The sequence below is a fragment of the Vibrio metoecus genome (genome assembly GCF_009665255.1).
GTDB classification, from domain to species: domain Bacteria; phylum Pseudomonadota; class Gammaproteobacteria; order Enterobacterales; family Vibrionaceae; genus Vibrio; species Vibrio metoecus_B.
Genome location: NZ_CP035687.1, coordinates 952147 through 969268 on the forward strand (window position 1 = coordinate 952147; position 17122 = coordinate 969268).

The 17122-nt window shown below is 45.4% G+C and carries 14 protein-coding genes and 2 pseudogenes; 8 read left to right on the forward strand and 8 right to left on the reverse strand.

All coding sequences use genetic code 11. The annotated features are described in order from the left end of the window. Positions 1 to 11: 11 nt before the first annotated feature. Positions 12 to 1262: an L-methionine/branched-chain amino acid transporter gene (yjeH, locus tag EPB59_RS17635; protein WP_154174111.1), complete on the reverse strand. Its 1251-nt coding sequence runs from the start codon at positions 1260 to 1262 to the stop codon at positions 12 to 14. 185 nt (positions 1263 to 1447) lie between these two features. On the opposite strand from yjeH, the gene EPB59_RS17640 reads away from it, so the two are divergent. Next, positions 1448 to 2062, forward strand: coding sequence for a LysE family translocator (locus EPB59_RS17640; RefSeq protein WP_055050376.1), 615 nt, complete (start codon positions 1448 to 1450; stop codon positions 2060 to 2062). 49 nt (positions 2063 to 2111) lie between these two features. Here EPB59_RS17640 and EPB59_RS17645 read toward each other — a convergent pair whose 3' ends face one another. The 3 genes from EPB59_RS17645 to EPB59_RS17655 all read right to left on the reverse strand — a co-directional run bounded on the left by EPB59_RS17645 (position 2112) and on the right by EPB59_RS17655 (position 5084). Next, entirely contained in the window at positions 2112 to 2336 is a 225-nt protein-coding gene (locus tag EPB59_RS17645; RefSeq protein ID WP_154174113.1) for a hypothetical protein, read from the reverse strand. Between the two features lie 304 nt (positions 2337 to 2640). Continuing rightward, positions 2641 to 4077: a glyceraldehyde-3-phosphate dehydrogenase gene (locus tag EPB59_RS17650; RefSeq protein WP_154174115.1), complete on the reverse strand. Its 1437-nt coding sequence runs from the start codon at positions 4075 to 4077 to the stop codon at positions 2641 to 2643. Between the two features lie 521 nt (positions 4078 to 4598). Beyond that, complete coding sequence (locus EPB59_RS17655; RefSeq protein ID WP_055050378.1) at positions 4599 to 5084, reverse strand: dCMP deaminase family protein; 486 nt, start codon at positions 5082 to 5084, stop codon at positions 4599 to 4601. A gap of 898 nt (positions 5085 to 5982) precedes the next feature. Between EPB59_RS17655 and EPB59_RS17660 the strand changes: the two genes are divergently transcribed. From EPB59_RS17660 to yddG, 4 genes and pseudogenes are all read left to right on the forward strand, one after another. After that, entirely contained in the window at positions 5983 to 6387 is a 405-nt protein-coding gene (locus tag EPB59_RS17660) for an OsmC family protein (RefSeq protein ID WP_055050379.1), read from the forward strand. 180 nt (positions 6388 to 6567) lie between these two features. Continuing rightward, a complete protein-coding gene (locus EPB59_RS17665) occupies positions 6568 to 7878 on the forward strand; it encodes a hemolysin family protein (RefSeq protein WP_055050380.1) in 1311 nt (436 codons plus the stop codon). Positions 7879 to 7963: 85 nt separating this feature from the next. Next, positions 7964 to 8521, forward strand: coding sequence for a sugar O-acetyltransferase (locus tag EPB59_RS17670; RefSeq protein ID WP_195707139.1), 558 nt, complete (start codon positions 7964 to 7966; stop codon positions 8519 to 8521). Positions 8522 to 8555: 34 nt separating this feature from the next. Beyond that, positions 8556 to 9493, forward strand: a pseudogene (gene yddG, locus EPB59_RS17675) (aromatic amino acid DMT transporter YddG). Positions 9494 to 9567: 74 nt separating this feature from the next. Here yddG and EPB59_RS17680 read toward each other — a convergent pair. Together EPB59_RS17680 and EPB59_RS17685 are read right to left on the reverse strand one after the other, a co-directional pair. Then, the gene (locus EPB59_RS17680) at positions 9568 to 10464 is read right to left on the reverse strand and encodes a cation diffusion facilitator family transporter (RefSeq protein WP_055050382.1); all 897 of its coding nucleotides are present in this window, start codon (positions 10462 to 10464) and stop codon (positions 9568 to 9570) included. Positions 10465 to 10660: 196 nt separating this feature from the next. Then, positions 10661 to 11539 (reverse strand): LysR family transcriptional regulator, encoded by an 879-nt coding sequence (locus EPB59_RS17685; RefSeq protein WP_154174117.1) that lies wholly within the window; start codon positions 11537 to 11539, stop codon positions 10661 to 10663. Between the two features lie 195 nt (positions 11540 to 11734). On the opposite strand from EPB59_RS17685, the gene EPB59_RS17690 reads away from it, so the two are divergent. Next, complete coding sequence (locus EPB59_RS17690) at positions 11735 to 12322, forward strand: class I SAM-dependent DNA methyltransferase (protein ID WP_195707140.1); 588 nt, start codon at positions 11735 to 11737, stop codon at positions 12320 to 12322. A 441-nt stretch (positions 12323 to 12763) separates the two neighbouring features. On the opposite strand, the gene EPB59_RS17700 is transcribed toward EPB59_RS17690, so the two are convergent. Together EPB59_RS17700 and EPB59_RS17705 are read right to left on the reverse strand one after the other, a co-directional pair. Continuing rightward, positions 12764 to 13681, reverse strand: a complete 918-nt coding sequence (locus tag EPB59_RS17700; RefSeq protein ID WP_055050385.1) for a LysR family transcriptional regulator — start codon at positions 13679 to 13681, stop codon at positions 12764 to 12766. Positions 13682 to 13792: 111 nt separating this feature from the next. After that, on the reverse strand, positions 13793 to 15760 hold the full coding sequence (locus EPB59_RS17705) for an acetoacetate--CoA ligase (RefSeq protein ID WP_154174121.1): 1968 nt from the start codon (positions 15758 to 15760) through the stop codon (positions 13793 to 13795). A 234-nt stretch (positions 15761 to 15994) separates the two neighbouring features. Between EPB59_RS17705 and EPB59_RS17710 the strand changes: the two are divergent. Continuing rightward, a pseudogene (locus EPB59_RS17710) lies at positions 15995 to 16620 on the forward strand (phenylalanine 4-monooxygenase); the annotation flags it as partial. A 157-nt stretch (positions 16621 to 16777) separates the two neighbouring features. After that, positions 16778 to 17116, forward strand: coding sequence for a 4a-hydroxytetrahydrobiopterin dehydratase (locus EPB59_RS17715; protein ID WP_154174123.1), 339 nt, complete (start codon positions 16778 to 16780; stop codon positions 17114 to 17116). Positions 17117 to 17122: the final 6 nt, after the last annotated feature.

Here is a 17122-nt window from a genome sequence, read left to right on the forward strand (position 1 = left end):
TTCGAGAGTGATTATGATTCTGTCGCTTGAGCCGTCGATTGCCAAGGGCGAACTAAAAGCAGGAAAACCGTGAGCGCGTATAACATCGACCAGCCTAAGCAAACGAAAACCCCAGTACACAATAATAATGCTATTCCCGCCAGATATTTACCCATCCCGGTAAGCAGTTTAAAAGCAGCTAACATGGCGAGTAGATAAACCAAGACAAAGATGCCATTGGCAAGCTTGAGGAAAAACTCCAGATCCAATCCAGTCAAATGGCCAACCAAACAAGAAACAAACAGCACGGCTCCGACCAATATTGTTGCGTGTGCAGGCACACCTCGAATTGAAATTCGAGCCACGGCGCTTTGTGGTCGATATTCGCGTGCTTGAGCCCAAACCATACGTGCAAGGCTTTGCGTGTAAAGATTGAGGCTAGCAAAGCAGGCTAAAAATCCAATCACGCTGATCACCGTTGCCCATCGTGTGCCAAATAATTTATCACTGAGCCACGGGATGGCTCCTCCGTCAAATTGAGCTTGGCCATAGGCGCCAAATTTTAATACCACCACAGAGCAGGCCCAATAGGTCAGGCCAGCCACTAAACTGCCAATCAAAATCGCTAAGGGGAAATCGCGCTGCGGATTGCGAAATTCCTCTCCCATGTGGGCAAAGGCTTCAATACCGACAAAACACCAAAACATCACTGCTAATGCCGCACCAATTGAGAGTAACCCTTCGCGGGTCAATTTTGGCATGACTAAATCGAGTGTGGAAACCTCGCCTCGCCATAAAAAGGCGATCACTAAACTGAAAATAGCTAAAGCAATCATGGTTTGTAATCGTCCAGAGGATTTGGTTCCGACCAGATTTACCCCTACCAATAAAAGAATCGTGAGTGTTTGTGTGAGTAGAGGATTTGCCAAAGGTTCTGGCAGCAAAGCCTGCAAAAAGCTGGCCGCGAGTGTGACGGCCGCAGGAACACCGACAGGAATGACGCTGAGAAATAACCACGCCACCGCGCGTTCAAGGCGAGGGTTAAATGCTTGACGTACAAAATACGCTGTGCCGCCAGCATTTGGGTAACGCTTACCGAGTTGAGCAAAGGTCAGTGCTATCGGGCATATGGCGATAAACAGTACTAGCCACGCCCATAGTGAAAAAGCACCCGCAATCCCCGCTGCAATGGCAGGAACCATAAATAACCCAGTCCCCATGAGCGTAGTCGAGAGTTGAGCCACCCCTGCGCCGAGAGAAATATCCTTTTTCAGTTGATTCACGTTGAGCATCCTGCGCTAAATTTGAGCTTTAGCATACTCTCTTTCATAGCGCCTTTCACTGAATAAAAATTCACTAAAAATCATTCATTCAAAAGTTAGGCACAATATTTATTACTCTTTTATCTATATTTTCCAATCATTTGCTTATATTGTTGCTCGCAGAGTGAATAAGTTTAGGAATTAACATGACACTAACGGTTTGGTTATCGCTGTTTACGATTTGTATCTTAGGCGCGATGTCTCCGGGGCCCAGTTTGGCAATGGTGGCAAAACATAGTCTTGCAGGTGGGCGTAAAAACGGTTTTGCGGCCGCTTGGGCGCATGCATTTGGGATTGGTGTCTATGCTTTTATTACGCTGATCGGATTGGCCGTTGTACTGCATCAATCTCCTTTGTTGTTTAAAACGATCAGTTACGCAGGTGCGGCTTATCTTGCTTATTTGGGTTGGAACGCATTGCGCTCAAAGGGGGGCGTGGCTGCGAAATTGGAATCGGGTGAGTCAGTGAGTGTTTGGCAATCCGCCCGAGAAGGTCTGTTGATTTCGCTGCTTAGTCCGAAAATTGCACTGTTTTTTATCGCACTATTTAGTCAATACGTTGCCGTGGGATCGGATTTTGCGAGCAAAGCTGCGATTGTGTTTACACCGTTTATCGTCGATGGGCTTTGGTACACGTTTATTACGTTGATCTTGTCTTCCCCACGCTTGCTCGACAAACTGCGTGCTCGCGCGGTACTGATTGACCGCCTCTCTGGCCTCGTGTTGATAGCTTTGGCCATTCGAGTGATCTGGACGGTATAAGTTGCCCTTTCTGGGTTTGAGATTCACTCAAACCCTAAGGCTATCGCCACTAGCGACGTGGCGAAATCTCTTCGTACTCACCTTCAATAACATTCGAATGAGTGGTGTACGCTGCTGGTTGATTAAATTGGTAAGCTCGTGCTTTGAGCTGTTTTTGCAAACGTTTACCGGTGATCAACGCGATAATCGTCAGTGGGATCGCCAGCAATAAGCTGAATATCAAAGCAAACACGCCAGTAATCATTGACAGTAAAGTGATCAGGAATCGGTTCATAATGGTTCCTCCAAGTAACAGAGCCACCATACCCTGAATAAGATTAATCGAAAATGAACAATGTTCATTTTCACCACAAATGGACAATCTTGACAGTCCGATGACTTGTGTCGCTGTGGCATCAGCACAAAAAAGCCGCCTACATCAGTGAGGCGGCAAGCTTGAGGGAGAGGTCGGTGTTGCTGATCACCGAAGCGATCAGCGCAGCACGACTTATGGTTTTTATTGTGATGACCCATTCCACCTGCCGTGAGACTATCGAGCTTCTCTGCACGCAGTTTGGGCCTGTTGTGGAGACGGTGATTTATTGAGCGGGATAAGTTGGGTAACGCACACCCATCATCTGTTCCATACAATGTACCACTTGGCAGCTATAGCCAAATTCATTGTCATACCAAACATACAGAACACAACGGCTATCTTGTGCAATCGTTGCTGTGGCATCGACCACGCCCGCATAACGTGAACCCACCAGATCGCTGGAAACAATTTCCGTAGATTCGGTGTAGTCAATCTGCCCTGACAACGGTGAGTTGATTGCTATATCGCGTAAGTAAGCGTTCAGCTCTTCTTTGGTTGTCGAGTGAGCTAAGTTGAGATTGGCGATCGCCATCGACACATTCGGAGTCGGGACGCGAATCGAATTACCCGTCAGTTTGCCGGTTAACTCAGGAAGCGCTTTAGCAACAGCTTTGGCCGCACCTGTCTCAGTGAGTACCATATTGAGTGATGCCGCTCGACCACGACGCTCACCTTTATGGAAGTTGTCGATCAGGTTTTGATCATTGGTAAACGAATGAACGGTTTCAATGTGACCTGAAGTAATGCCGTAGCGATCGTTGACTGCTTTTAACACGGGGGTAATCGCGTTGGTCGTACAACTGGCAGCGGAAATGATGGTGTCTTCGGGGTGAATCACCGACTGGTTGACGCCAAACACCACGTTTTTAATATCACCTTTACCCGGCGCAGTAAGCAGAACCTTACTCGCCCCTGGAGAGGCAAGGTGCTGGCTTAAGCCTTCGCTGTCGCGCCATACGCCCGTGTTATCCACTACCAAAGCGTTATGAATGCCGTAAGCGGTGTAGTCCACATCTTGTGGGGAATTTGCATAGATAACTTGGATAAAGTTGCCATTCGCGATCAGAGCTTTGCGTTCTTTATCAATGGTAATACTGCCGTTGAATTGGCCATGAACAGAATCACGACGTAGTAGACTTGCACGTTTTTCTAAATCCCCGTTTTTACCACCACGCACAACAATCGCGCGTAAGCGCAATGGGTAACCTGCACCACTTTTTTCAATCAATAGGCGAGCAAGCAAACGTCCAATACGGCCAAAGCCATACAGCACAACGTCTTTAGGCTGAATACGGTGTGTGGTCTGTAATGCTTCATCCAGAGCTGTGAGCAGAAAATCATTCAAAGCGTGCGTATCTTGATGCTGTTGCCAATATTGTTCGGCAAGCCGCCCAATATCAATACGACAAGGAGCAAGTTCTAGCGTGGCGATTTGCTGTACCAAAGGTAGGGTTTTATCGATTGGCAACGATTCACCAAGGTAGCGTCGGGCCACGCGGTGAGTTTTAATGATGTCGATGGTGGTCGCATTGATCAACGTTTTACCACACAACACCGTTTCCACCCCTTGCTGGCGATAGAGCTGACCAACTAAGGGAGAGAGTGTTTCAGCAAGAGTTTGGCTTTTTTGCCAGTCTAGAAAATAGTTCTCTGGACTCATAGTTTACTTGGGACCTTTCACGTTAGAGGTTATTCCTTTGCCACTCATCGTGCGTAGCATCAGGAGAGTTATTGGTTTAAACACACCGAAGTAGGGAGTGTGTTGAACAATGTTGACCATTCGATGGCATCGATAAGTCGTTGTTATTTTTATGTGGCGCGATTGTAAAGTTGGGATCGTTTTTCTGCTAGGAAAAATAATGCGCTGAGAAGTCACGCAATAGCGGTGAGTTTTGCGGAGGTTTTCGGTTAATTTGTGCTATTTTCGACGGTTGACTTTTAAAAAATTAGTGACTTATTTCGCTAGGATAACAACGCATGTCAAACTTTTAGTCGATTGATGACGAATTTGTTACAGGAAGAATGTGGCTTCGATCGATGAAATCTGTTTCGGTCAGCAAAAAATCAAACAGATGAGTCACGTAGTCAATCAATGCAAAATTTCCATGTTCGGAGTAAAACTGTGATGGTAAAAAATGGGACACATCAGTCCCATTTTTTATGTTTGCGATGATTATCGAGTTAATGATTGTTTGTCTCAGAGGGCAGTTCAATGGTATTGATGTGTTGTAGCTCAAGTAATGGTAGCCAATGTACTTTGACACCAGCCTGCAAAAACATATCTTGGCTGACTTTAATTTTGTCACCCCAACGAGATAAAAAATCGTCAGATTGTTCTGGACAATGCACTGCTGAGATGCCTGTTTGAATAATCTTTGCTGCGCAATTTGGGCATGGGAAATGGGTCACGTAAATTTCGCACCCATCCAGATCACGCTTCGCAAATAAGATGGCATTCTCTTCGGCATGAAGGGTTTTCAAATACTTCATATCCCGATCATCCGTGCTAGCGCTGTCGGAAATACCGTGTGGATAACCATTAAATCCCACGGATACAATACGGTTTTGTTTGGTGATCACAGCGCCTACCTGTGTGGAAGGATCTTTACTCCACGAGCCAACTAATTCGGCCATCTGGAAAAAACGTTGCGCCCATTTTGAAATCATGTCGTTATTCCTCATCTATTCGCGACATTGTTTAGCTATCAACCACGTACCACAGGTACATCATTGTGAGTGATACTATCCTTATTTTTGTGACAAGAGTCTATACCCATACTTAAATCAACCTAGCTTGTTATTCACTCTGTGGTTCGGTATCAAAGTGGATCTTTCGTACTATTGCCCTATCTGTTGCTTAATTTGTTTCCAGTATCGTGTGTTATTTGGTGGGATCGCTATCACAAAGTGAATCAGGGTCTTAAACGTAGATGTTTCTCAATATAGGATTCATTTTGTGCGAGATCTCTTACATCTCATGTAAGAAATTTAAGTGTTTATCTGCGGTTTTTTAATATCTAATGTTTTTAATTGTTTGATTTAAAATGATAAATTTAATTTATTATTGCGGTTGTCCGAAGTGTAATGAAAAACAGCAGTTGCTGAAATACGCTCATATCGTAAAGTGAATGGGTCAGCAGGAAGCCGACACGGAACAGGAAAGACCCAAGGATTGGTCATCTTCAGGACGAAGATTTCGATGATTCAGGATGAGTGATCGGCAAGGAAAGCGAAGGACATTGGCTGGACGCTTGATAACTAGGATGGTTATAAACGGAAAGTGAATGGACAACTTAAAGGATTAAGCGTGTTCTGTCAGGATGACAGAAGAAGGGACACCGCTAGGAAGGCGATGAAACGGATTGCGCTGAAGGATACAGCAGACTATCAAGGAATAGATGCAGGGAGCACCTATTAGTAGCGGGATTGCTGCGAGTAAGAACTGAACCCCACTAAGCGAAAGCTTAGTGGGGTTTTCTTTTTGCCTCGGTTACCGAGTCTGGCACCTTTCTGGGTGGTATTGTGCTAACATACTGGCGTTCATTAACTTTAGTGAGTTTCGGTTATGCAAGCGCAAGTGAAGTGGGTTGAAGATTTTCGATTTATCGGTTTGTCCAACTCGGGGCATTCTATTGTTATGGATGGCAATGGTGGTGCGAGTGCGCCAAGCCCGATGGAAATGGTCATGATGGCTGCTGGTGGATGCAGCTCTGTTGACGTCGTTGACGGCATGAAAAAAGCAGGGCAAAAAATCCGCGGCTGTACGGCACAGCTTTCTGCGACACGCCGTGAAACAGCACCGAAGTTATTTACCGAGGTGAATATCCACTTTGTCTTGAGTGGCGAAGATTTGGATCAAAATATCGTCGCGCAAGTCACCGCTGATTCGTTAGAGAAATATTGCTCGGTGTGTTTGATGCTGGGCAAAGGCGTTGAAATGACCCACTCATGGGAAATCTGTTCTGAATAACCTTGTTTTTTCAATTATATTGTCTAACTTGAAGTTACAGTAACGTGTGCTGTATTCATCCTTCTACCCGTTTCGTAAGGTATGTGAACTGACGAGACGGGGTAGATGCGCTTATCTACCAGCTTCGTTTGCCTTGTGATATTAACTCTCCTGTTCTGTTGATTTTTTGGGTGTATACCTATGAGTTTTTTCGAAAACATCTCCATCATCATGGCGTTGATTGCTGCCAGTTGTTTTTTTTCTATGTCGGAAATTTCTTTAGCTGCGGCTCGCAAAATCCGTTTACGTCAAATGGCGGATGAAGGGGATGAACGTGCTGAGCGAGTGCTTGAACTACAAGCCCATCCTGGAAATTTCTTCACTGTGGTACAAATTGGCTTAAATGCGGTCGCTATCATGGGTGGTATTGTCGGTGAGTCGGCCTTTACGCCTTATATCAAAGTCTTGATTGAGGGGATCATCCCCGCTAACTGGTTAGCACAAGCCAGCTTTATTTTGTCATTTATGCTTGTGACCAGCATGTTCATTTTGATTGCCGACTTAATGCCCAAGCGCATTGCGATGGCAATGCCAGAGCGTATTGCGACCAGCTTGGTGGGCGGTATGCTGATTTGTATCACGTTACTCAAGCCATTCGTGTGGTTCTTTAATGGATTGGCCAACTTACTGTTTCGTGCGTTGAGCGTGCCGACTGAGCGCAATGATGAAATCACGTCAGATGATATTTATGCGGTGATGGATGCCGGTGCAGAAGCTGGGGTACTTGATAAGGGTGAACAGCAGATGATGGAAAGTGTGTTCGAGATGCAGACTATTCCAGTTACTTCTGCCATGACGGCTCGCGAGAGTTTGGTTTTCCTCAGCCTCAATGACAGTGAAGAGCAGATCAAACATAAGATTTCCAATCATCCGCACAATAAGTTTTTAGTGTGTGATGGGCAGTTAGATTTGATCAAAGGGTATGTTGATTCGAAAGAATTACTAATCCGCGTGATTAACGGACAAGGGATGAATCTAAAAGAAGGCAGTGTGGTTAATGGCTGCCCAATAATTCCTGATACATTAAGCCTCTCTGAAGCATTAGAATATTTCAAAATTAACCGTGTCGATTTCGCGGTGGTGATGAACGAGTATGCGCTCGTGGTAGGTGTGGTGACGTTTAATGATTTACAAAGTGCCGTGATGGGAACTTGGGTACTGGCCGAAGGCGAAGAACAGATTGTGGCCCGTGACGGTAACTCATGGCTAGTCGATGGCGTTACCCCAATCACTGATGTGATGCGTAGTTTTGCTATTGAAGAGTTCCCTCAGCAGCAAAACTACGAAACCATTGCCGGATTTATGATGTACATGCTGCGTAAAATTCCACGCCGTACTGATTCTGTCGTTTACGCTGGTTATAAATTTGAAGTTGTCGATATCGATAACTACAAAGTGGATCAACTGTTGGTCAGCCGAATCGAACCACTGGAAGCTGTTGTTAAAGAATAGAGGAAATCAATTCGCGATTGTTTGCACTTTTCATTTGTTGGCTTGGCGTTAACCTTGGATTTTGCTTGATGATCGGGGGATACGAATGAGCGAATTAGACAAAATGCTGAATGGCGAAAACTTTGATGGAGCCTCCACTGAGATTGAAGCCTTACGCTGCCAAGCGGCTAAGCTAAAACTCGCGATTAATCAAAGTGTTGAGGAGGAAGATCGTTACGCATTGCAAACGGAACTGTTTGGCTCTCTGGGTGCGCAGAGTAGTGTGCAGCCTCCTTTTCACTGCGAGTTTGGTAAAACCATTCGTATTGGTACACATACCTTTATCAACATGAATGTGGTGATGCTCGATGGTGCGCCAATCACGATTGGTAATCATGTTTTGATTGGCCCTAGCACTCAGTTTTATACCGCATCCCACTCCTTAGATTATCGTCGCCGCCAGTTATGGGAGACTATTTGTAAACCGATAGTGGTTGAAGATGATGTATGGATTGGTGGCAACGTGGTGATCAATCAAGGAGTGACCATTGGTGCTCGCTCTGTGGTGGCGGCGAATTCTGTGGTAAACCACGATGTCCCCCCTGATACTTTGGTGGGTGGTTCACCCGCCAGAATTTTGCGTTCACTGAACGTTCTGACTTAACCTCGTTCTCGATTTAAACCACTTTGAGGCTACTTTGAAACAGCGTCTGATTACTCACAAACATACCTTATTCGGTGTGGCTGCAATTTTACTGTGGGGCAGCTTGATGGGGTTAACCCGCCGAGTCGCTGAAGAGTTTTCACCGATTGGGGGGCGGCGTTGATCTATAGCGTGAGCACGCTATTCCTCTTGGTCACAATGGGAATCCCACGCCTAAAATCCCACTCTACTCGCTATGTGCTGATTGGCGGGGCGCTCTTTGTGAGCTACGAAATCTGTTTGGCGTTAGCACTGGGTATGGCGAATGATCGATTACAAGCGATTGAAATGTCGGTGATTAACTATCTTTGGCCTGCATTGACGGTGTTGATTGCGGTACTGATGAGTCAACGTTCGGTCAGTGTTTGGGTTTACCCTAGTGTCGCTCTTGCTTTTATCGGTGTCGCGTGGACGATTGTGGCTGATCAAGGTATCTCAGTGGCAGATTTATCGGGCCGTATCGCTACTAACCCGATGGTTTATGCCATGGCGTTCATTGGGGCTTTTATTTGGGCCATTTACTGCAACGTTACCCAGCGTTTAGCACAAGGACAAAATGCTATCGTGCTATTTTTTGGCGCCACGGCAGCCACATTGTGGCTTCAATATGCGGTCAGTAATGAGCCAACGCTTGAATTCACTTGGTCAAATGTGACGATATTGCTTCTCGCCGGAGTGGTGATGGGGAGTGGTTATGCGCTGTGGAACGTCGCGATTTTGCGCGGAAACATGCTGCTGCTTGCCACGCTTTCTTATTTTACACCGGTCATCTCGACCTTGTTTTCATCGATGATCTTGGGGGTTGTACTTGGGCTGAGCTTTTGGCAAGGTGTCGTGATGGTGACGTTAGGATCCTTAATTTGTTGGTGGGTTACTCGTGAACCTAGTGCATCTAAAGAGAACCAAGCATCGGATCCGGTTTCCAATCAGTAACCATGAAATAAGCCCGCAATGACGCGGGCTTTTTGTTGTCATCCCTAAACCACCGCTTTAGCGGTGGTGATTGCTTAGCGCGCAACGCTCACAGTCAGTTGTAACTGATAAGGGAGTACAGCAAGGTTTTGTTCTAAATGTTTTTCGATGCGCTGAATGTCTTCAATTGCAATCGAATTCTCTTCGGTGGTTTTCAACGCGACTTCCACCCAAAGTTCGCGTCCCACTTTGGTCACCCCATAAAGTTCTAATGGCTGCTCGGCCTGTGTTTCAGTCGCTTGAATACTACGGGATACTGTTTGTTGAATTTCATGGCTCGGTGCCATCAATAGCATCTCACGCAGAGCCGATTTGAGCATACCAAGCGGGAGTTTAATAAAGTAGAACGACATCAGTAACATCATACTAGGGTCTGCATACAACGCGTAATGTTCCCATGGTGTGAGGCTAATCAACCAAGCCACAATAAAGCCCACCATCACCACCAAGCTGAGTAGGGTATCCATTTGCCACTGTTTGACTTCGGCTGCAATTAAGCCCGATGGATGACGTCGACTCAATCCAGCCATTTTCCACCAAGCTAAAGTACAACCGGCCACACTAAAAGCACCAAATAAGGTTGCAATCGAGGGATCTACCGCTCGCCCCCCATTGAGTAGTGCCGTGAATGCTGAATAAAGCGAATAGCTGACAATCAATAAAATCACTAAGCCTTTTATGGCAATCACTAAAGGCTCCAATACCGCGCGCCCAAAGGGGAAGCGCGCATCAGAGGGCTTTTGTATATAACGTGAAACGGCGAGCGACAATAATGTTAACAGTAAACTGACTAGCGAATAGACACCGTCAAAAACAATGACCATGGAGCCAACGAGTAGACCGACGAGCAAGCCGCTGCCAGCAAAGCCTGATGCAATAAGGGCGGAAAGCGTCAATACACGCTTTTCATTAAAATTGGTTTGAGAACACATCGTTAATTTCCTCGTAGGTTTCGCCGCTCATTCTGGCGACTAATCCCTTTTACGCAACGTGAAAATATGCAATTAACGAAAGCCTAAAATGATATATGCAATATATTATTAATATTCAAATAGTTAGAGAGTAATTCTACTGTCATGATTATTGGCGCTGAGTGCTGACAGTAAATCAGAAGCGAAGGAGACAAGTTTAGAAATCAAACAAATAATCGCTGAGTTTGTCACTTATCCACAGTACCACTGGGTTTTCACTGCTCCCTATTGGCTGAAACAGGCAGAAATCCTCTTGGGTTAAACCGTATGTGTGTTTGATTACGGTTAATTTCTGTTCACGGAGATAATGTCGGATCAACGGCTCGGGTAACACTCCCCAAGCGTGCTCGCTCATGATGGTATTGAGCATGTACTCAAAGCTGGAAAAGCCAATGTAGCGACGGGAAAAGGGTTGTAAGTTCGGGTTATCTTTCTCATTGAGATAAACCATGACCGCTTGCATGAACTTACGCAGCTCTTCATCACTGACTCGTTTTTGTTTCACTAATGGGTGATCACAGTTGCACACTGACATCATGCGAATTTTACCCAGTGGCTGATAGGTGATTCTTGGGTCATCAAGCCGTTCGTAATCCACGCCAAAGGCGCAGTTGACCTGTTGAGTTGCGACTAGATTGGCTAAATCACCGCTCGATGCCAACACCATATTGAAAGAAGTATTGGGAAAAAGCTTGTGCAACTGGCTAGCAATTTCTTGCCAGAAATGGTCGGGGAGCGAATCATCACGCGCAATCCACATTTCGGCAGCAAACTCACTGCAAGCCTGTGCGCAAGTTTGACGTATACGCGATGCCGTGATCAGCAAACTTTCACAATCTTTGTATACCGCTTTTCCTGCCTCAGAGAGCGTAAGGTAATTGCCAGCACGAACAAAAAGTGCCACGTTTAGCTCCTTTTCAAGTGCTTTAATGGCCATGCTGAGTTTCGTTCGATTGCAATCGAGTTGGCGGGCAGCTTCTGAGACTGAGCCAGTATTGGCAATAGTACAAAATGCTTCAATTTGTGATAGGTTCATAGCGGAGCCAAGTCATTCAAAGTGTTGGGATCATAAACAAAATTGCAGCGTCTGCCTATCTGAACAAATTCTCGGCAAATAAAGCAAAAGTGGATTTTCTTGGCAAAGAATGCGTTGTAACTCTATGAACTCTACTTCATTTTGGTTTACTCTTGGCAGCATTGCCCGAATACAAGAAGTAATACGGAGGCCATGATGGCACACGACTGGGATGAATACGCTGCAAACTGGGAAAATGACCCAGCGACCCATGCATTTGCGCAAAGCGTATTCCAACAACTGACAAAAATCCTCTCTTTGCAAGGAAAGCATATTTTGGATTTTGGCTGCGGCACGGGATTGCTAAGTCAGCTAATGTCACCGCTTGCCCGCGATATTGTTGCACTCGATTCCTCAGAAGCCATGATTGAGGAGCTTGACCGCAAAGAATTACGTAATGTGGAACCCGTGGTGGATTCTCTTACTCGTGGCTTAGTGGCGCAACATCCTGCATTTCGCAAGCAGTTTGATTTGGTTGTCGCTTCATCGGTGTGTGCTTTTCTACCGAATTTACAAGATGTGGTGGATATCATTGTCACTTTAGTTGATGAGGGCGGGTACTTTGTGCATTTTGACTGGTTGGCTGAGGAAAGTGGTATGGCTAGTGAAAATGGCTTAACGCAATCCGGCATTGAATCTGTGCTGAAGAGTGCGGGTTTTTCTGCCGTTGAAACTCGCGTTGCCTTTGATGTGGTTACCGAAAAGGGAACCTTACCCGTTGTGGTTGGTATCGCCCGTAAGTAAGTCATTTCCCTTAATGAAATGAAAGACTGGATACAAAATCCCGATAATATTGGCCGCTGCATTATGCCGCGGCTTTTTGTTGTCATCCTTAAACCACCGCTTTTAGCGGTAGTGATTGTTTCTGGGGATTAAAGACACGATTTTTACATGTGTCGCTGTTTTGCATATTGATTACGTTAACAGTGTGATTTGTATATCTTTTCCAAATAGTAAATTGATCATTTACATAATTTCACTAACAAAAACTAAACCTAGCACCTAAACTAATGACTGAATAATCAAGGACGAAGCTCAGTTCCCCGAGTGTACGTCTCAAATTTCTGTTTATTGACTGACAACTCATGGCTAGGGTTATTAACAAAAATCAAAAACAGAGCAACAAAGAAAAGGGTCAGCATATGCTGACCCTTTTCTTTTACTGCGTTTTTCAAACCACTATTTTCAAACCGCGCTAGAGAGCAGTTGCTGGCATAGCCAGCGGATTGCTCGATCATTCATGCTCGGTTTATTCCAAACGAGGCTGTAAGCGACTTTTCCATACTCGAAAGGTAATGATTTCTGAATTAATCCTTGAGCTTGCATGGCTTTATCTGCCCACATTTTTGAGCAAGTTAAAAGGAATTGGGTTTGATGACATAAAATAGCTGCCGCACCAAAATCGGGGGTGGCGACCGCAATGCGTCGAGTTTCGTGTTGTTGAGTCAGATATTTTTCAAAGTAAGGATCGCTCAGCTCATTATCGAGAATACCGATATGTTTGTGGGCAAGGTAGTTTTCAACACTGAGCTCCTGATCGACCAGAGGATGCGTTGGGTGCATTAAACAGACCAGCTCATCGGATGCGATGACTTGCCAAACCAAATCTTGAGCGAAAGTTGGGGGCTGACTCAGATCGTGCGGTAAAAGAATGAAATCGATCAAACCGCTTTGTAAAGCATCAAAACCATAATGTTCTTTGGAGTGAATCGTCATCGACAGTTCCGATGAGCATTCTGCGAGTATGGCGGTGATTTTGGGCGCAAACAGTTCCAGAGTGCTTTCTCGCATCGCCAAGCGGTAGTGGCCTTGGTATTGAGTGGGATTAAACTCGCTGCAATGCAGTAATCCGTTCATGCTCGATAAAATCTGGTGCACGGTAGGACCCATTTGCTGCACATAAGGCGTCGGGATGAGCTGATTACCATCACGGTAGAAAAGCTCATCATTGAGCAATTCGCGCAATTGGGCGAGAACTTTACTGATACTGGATGGACTGACACAAAGTCGAGCGGCGGTTTGGGTAACACTGCGCGTATTAAGCATGACATGCAGCGCAGTGAGGTGTTTTAAGCTAAAGCGAGTGAGATGAATATAATCCATAAAAAGCCAGTACAAAGAGTCACTTGGCCAAGAATACCACTGTGGCACGAAAAACAAACCGATAATTTTACTTAAGAAGTGCGGTACACATTGCTCGTTTTCATTTTTATTTTATGCCAAGAGTAAGTTTTCTATTTCACGCAATGCTTGTGGGTTAGCAATCGCACTGATGTTTTGAACCTGTTCACCATGACACACTTGCTTGACCGCCAATTCGACCAATTTACCGGATTTAGTGCGTGGGATTTCGCTGACCGCGTAAATGTGTGCAGGAACATGCCGTGGAGAACAACGCTCGCGCAAGAGAGTGCATATTTTCTGTTTGAGTGAATCATCCATATGCACATGATTGGTTAATTGAACGAAGAGAATTACTTGTTCATCGCGCTCAACGCGCCGGCCAATGGCTATCGAGTCTAGAATTTCTGGTAGTGCATTCACCTGTTGGTAAATTTCAGCCGTGCCAATTCGAACTCCTCCGGGATTGAGTACTGTGTCACTGCGCCCGAAAAAGACTACGCCTCCAGTGGCGGAAATTTCAATCTCATCACCGTGGTGCCAGACACCTGGAAATTTATCCCAGTAGGCTTGTTGGTAGCGGCTTCCATCATCATGCCAAAATCCGATTGGTTGATTGGGAAAACTATTGCGACACACCAACTCGCCGCGTTCAGTGGTTATTGCGTTACCTTGAGTGTTGTATGCCACGACATCTAGCCCTAACCCAGCACTTTGACACTCTCCTCGATACACCGGAGACATAGGATTACCTAGCACAAAGCAGCCACAAATATCGGTGCCTCCAGCAATTGAAGCTAAATGCAGATCGGATTTGACATGCTCATACACATAATCAAATTGTTCGGGATAAAGCACAGATCCTGTTGAGCAAAGGGTTTTCAAATGGGGCAGTAAGTAAAAGTCACAAGGAGAGAATTGATTTTTCTGTAATGTTTCAAGGTACTTAGCTGAAGTGCCAAACAAGGTAATATTGGCTTCATCAGCGAGAGCCCACAGTGCGCCAGCTTGCGGGTAGAGTGGATGCCCATCATAAATCACTAAGGTGGCGCCACTCGCCAGTGCAGAAACATGCCAATTCCACATCATCCAACCTGTGGTGGTGTAGTAGAACACCCGATCTTGCGGTTGAATATCACAATGCAACTGATGCTCTTTCAGGTGATTGAGTAATGTACCTCCAACGGAATGGGTAATGCATTTGGGTTTTCCGGTGGTACCTGATGAATAAAGTACAAATAAGGGATCATTAAATCCGACACGGAGGTACTCAACGCCTTTAGGTTGATAACTGGCTAATAGAGATTGCCAATCAGAAAAACTGTCGTTGAAATCCGCGTTAAAACTGCGTTCTTGTAGGTACTCGATTTGGCACGTGTTCACTAAACTGGGCAGACCAGCAACAATTTGTGCATTGCGTTCTTGCATGTGGAAAGGTTTGCCATTGAAGGTGTAACCATTACAGCAGAACAGAATTTTGGGTTGTACTTGACCAAAACGTTCAATCACGCTTTCCACTCCAAAATCAGGAGAGGTGGAAGTCCAGATCGCGCCTAAACTGGTTGTTGCCAACATTGCGATCACAGTTTCCGGTAAATGGGGGAGATAGCCTGCCACGACATCGCCTTGTCCGATGCCATTTTGAATTAGCCACTGTTGTACGACCGAAACGTGATCACAAAGTTGCTGCCAAGTCAGTTTTTTGGTGTGCCCATTTTCATTTTTGAACCAAATGGCTGTGCATTCAGGCGACTGAAAAGCGTATGACAACAAGTTTTCCGCATAGTTGAGTTGAGCCTGCGGAAACCAGATCGAATCACGAGCAGGGATCATCTCCTTACCAAAACGAGGTAAGCCTTCTCCAATAATGCAGTTTCCGCGATAACCGATCACATCGCAAAATTGCCATATTTCGAGCCAGAGTTTTCGTGTCTCGTTGATAGACCATGAATGCAAAGCGGGATAGCTGTGTATCGCTTCACCTTGCATATTCACATGCTCAATAAACTGCTGCAGGTTGGAAGCAGAAATACGTGCTTGGCTTGGTATCCAAAGTGGCATAGCTAACCTCTAATCTAAGAGTGAATGTGGCCTTATCACTGTGAACAAGTTTTGTTCTCGAATCATTGAAAGTCAACTAAGGGCGACATGAACAGGCTCATGAAAAATAACCAAAAAGCGCATGATTGTAAAAATATTGTTACAAGTAAGATGTCGTGATTAACCGAAAGTGCATTGGCAGTAAGGGTGGAGCTAGGTAGGCTTAATGTAACGATATTGTTATGGAGTAGGGCGATGAGTCACTATCACTCTAAACCCGTTGATGACCACGGTCATATTGATTGGGATAAGGATGAACATGAGATCTGGCATGATTTGATTACCCGTCAACAGGCCGTAGTGAATACTAGAGCTTGCCAAGCCTACTTAGAAGGTTTGAGTATGCTCAACTTACCGACCGATCGTTTACCTCAATTGCCAGAAATAAACCGAGTGCTGCAGCGCGAAACTGGATGGCAAGTTGAACCCGTTCCGGCCTTGATCAGCTTTGATCGCTTTTTCGCCCTACTGGCGGCTAAGAAATTTCCCGTTGCGACTTTCTTGCGTCGACGGGACGAGTTTGACTATTTGCAAGAGCCGGATTTTTTCCATGAGGTGTATGGTCATTGCGCTATGCTTACTCATCCGGATTTTGCCGTTTTTACCCAGATTTACGGCCAATTAGGGGCGGCGGCCAGCCCTAAAGAGCGTAGTTTTTTAGCTCGGCTATATTGGTTTACGGTGGAGTTTGGTCTTGTACAAGAACACAACCAAATCAAAATTTACGGCGGGGGATTTTGTCCTCACCGGGTGAAACGGTTTACGCGTCAGAAAGCACAATCCCAAAACGTGAGCCGTTCGATATTATGCAAGTGCTACGTACGCCTTACCGCATCGACATCATGCAGCCAATTTATTATGTGTTGCCTGACTTGAGTGAACTTTATCAATTCAGCCAACGCGATTTGATGGCGTTGGTGTGTCAAGCTATGCAAGACGGCTTACTCCCACCACTATTTCAACCAAAGGAACAACAACATGCTGGATGAATTACGTTGTGAAGCGTGCAGTGCAGACGCTATCGCTTTGGCACCAGAAGAACAGCAACAATTGCTTAGCGAACTTGATGGTTGGGCATTAATTCACCGTGACGGTGTAGCTCAATTAGAGAAGGTCTATCGCTTCAAAAATTTTAAACAAGCGTGGGCGTTTGCCAATCAGATTGCAGAATTAGCCGAGCAGGAATTTCACCATCCTGCGATTTTATTAGAGTGGGGGAAAGTGACCGTAACTTGGTGGAGTCATTCCATCAAAGGTTTGCATAAGAATGATTTTATTTGCGCAGCGAAAAGTGACGCTTGTTTACTGATCTTGTAAGGAGTC

Bases quoted from the DNA above. Each gene is read 5' to 3' on its own strand.
- EPB59_RS17640 (WP_055050376.1), top strand. From the start codon at position 1,448: ATGACACTAACGGTTTGGTTATCGCTGTTTACGATTTGTATCTTAGGC.
- EPB59_RS17645 (WP_154174113.1), bottom strand. From the start codon at position 2,336: ATGAACCGATTCCTGATCACTTTACTGTCAATGATTACTGGCGTGTTT.
- EPB59_RS17650 (WP_154174115.1), bottom strand. From the start codon at position 4,077: ATGAGTCCAGAGAACTATTTTCTAGACTGGCAAAAAAGCCAAACTCTT.
- EPB59_RS17655 (WP_055050378.1), bottom strand. From the start codon at position 5,084: ATGATTTCAAAATGGGCGCAACGTTTTTTCCAGATGGCCGAATTAGTT.
- EPB59_RS17660 (WP_055050379.1), top strand. From the start codon at position 5,983: ATGCAAGCGCAAGTGAAGTGGGTTGAAGATTTTCGATTTATCGGTTTG.
- EPB59_RS17665 (WP_055050380.1), top strand. From the start codon at position 6,568: ATGAGTTTTTTCGAAAACATCTCCATCATCATGGCGTTGATTGCTGCC.
- EPB59_RS17670 (WP_195707139.1), top strand. From the start codon at position 7,964: ATGAGCGAATTAGACAAAATGCTGAATGGCGAAAACTTTGATGGAGCC.
- EPB59_RS17680 (WP_055050382.1), bottom strand. From the start codon at position 10,464: ATGTGTTCTCAAACCAATTTTAATGAAAAGCGTGTATTGACGCTTTCC.
- EPB59_RS17685 (WP_154174117.1), bottom strand. From the start codon at position 11,539: ATGAACCTATCACAAATTGAAGCATTTTGTACTATTGCCAATACTGGC.
- EPB59_RS17690 (WP_195707140.1), top strand. From the start codon at position 11,735: ATGGCACACGACTGGGATGAATACGCTGCAAACTGGGAAAATGACCCA.
- EPB59_RS17700 (WP_055050385.1), bottom strand. From the start codon at position 13,681: ATGGATTATATTCATCTCACTCGCTTTAGCTTAAAACACCTCACTGCG.
- EPB59_RS17705 (WP_154174121.1), bottom strand. From the start codon at position 15,760: ATGCCACTTTGGATACCAAGCCAAGCACGTATTTCTGCTTCCAACCTG.
- EPB59_RS17715 (WP_154174123.1), top strand. From the start codon at position 16,778: ATGCTGGATGAATTACGTTGTGAAGCGTGCAGTGCAGACGCTATCGCT.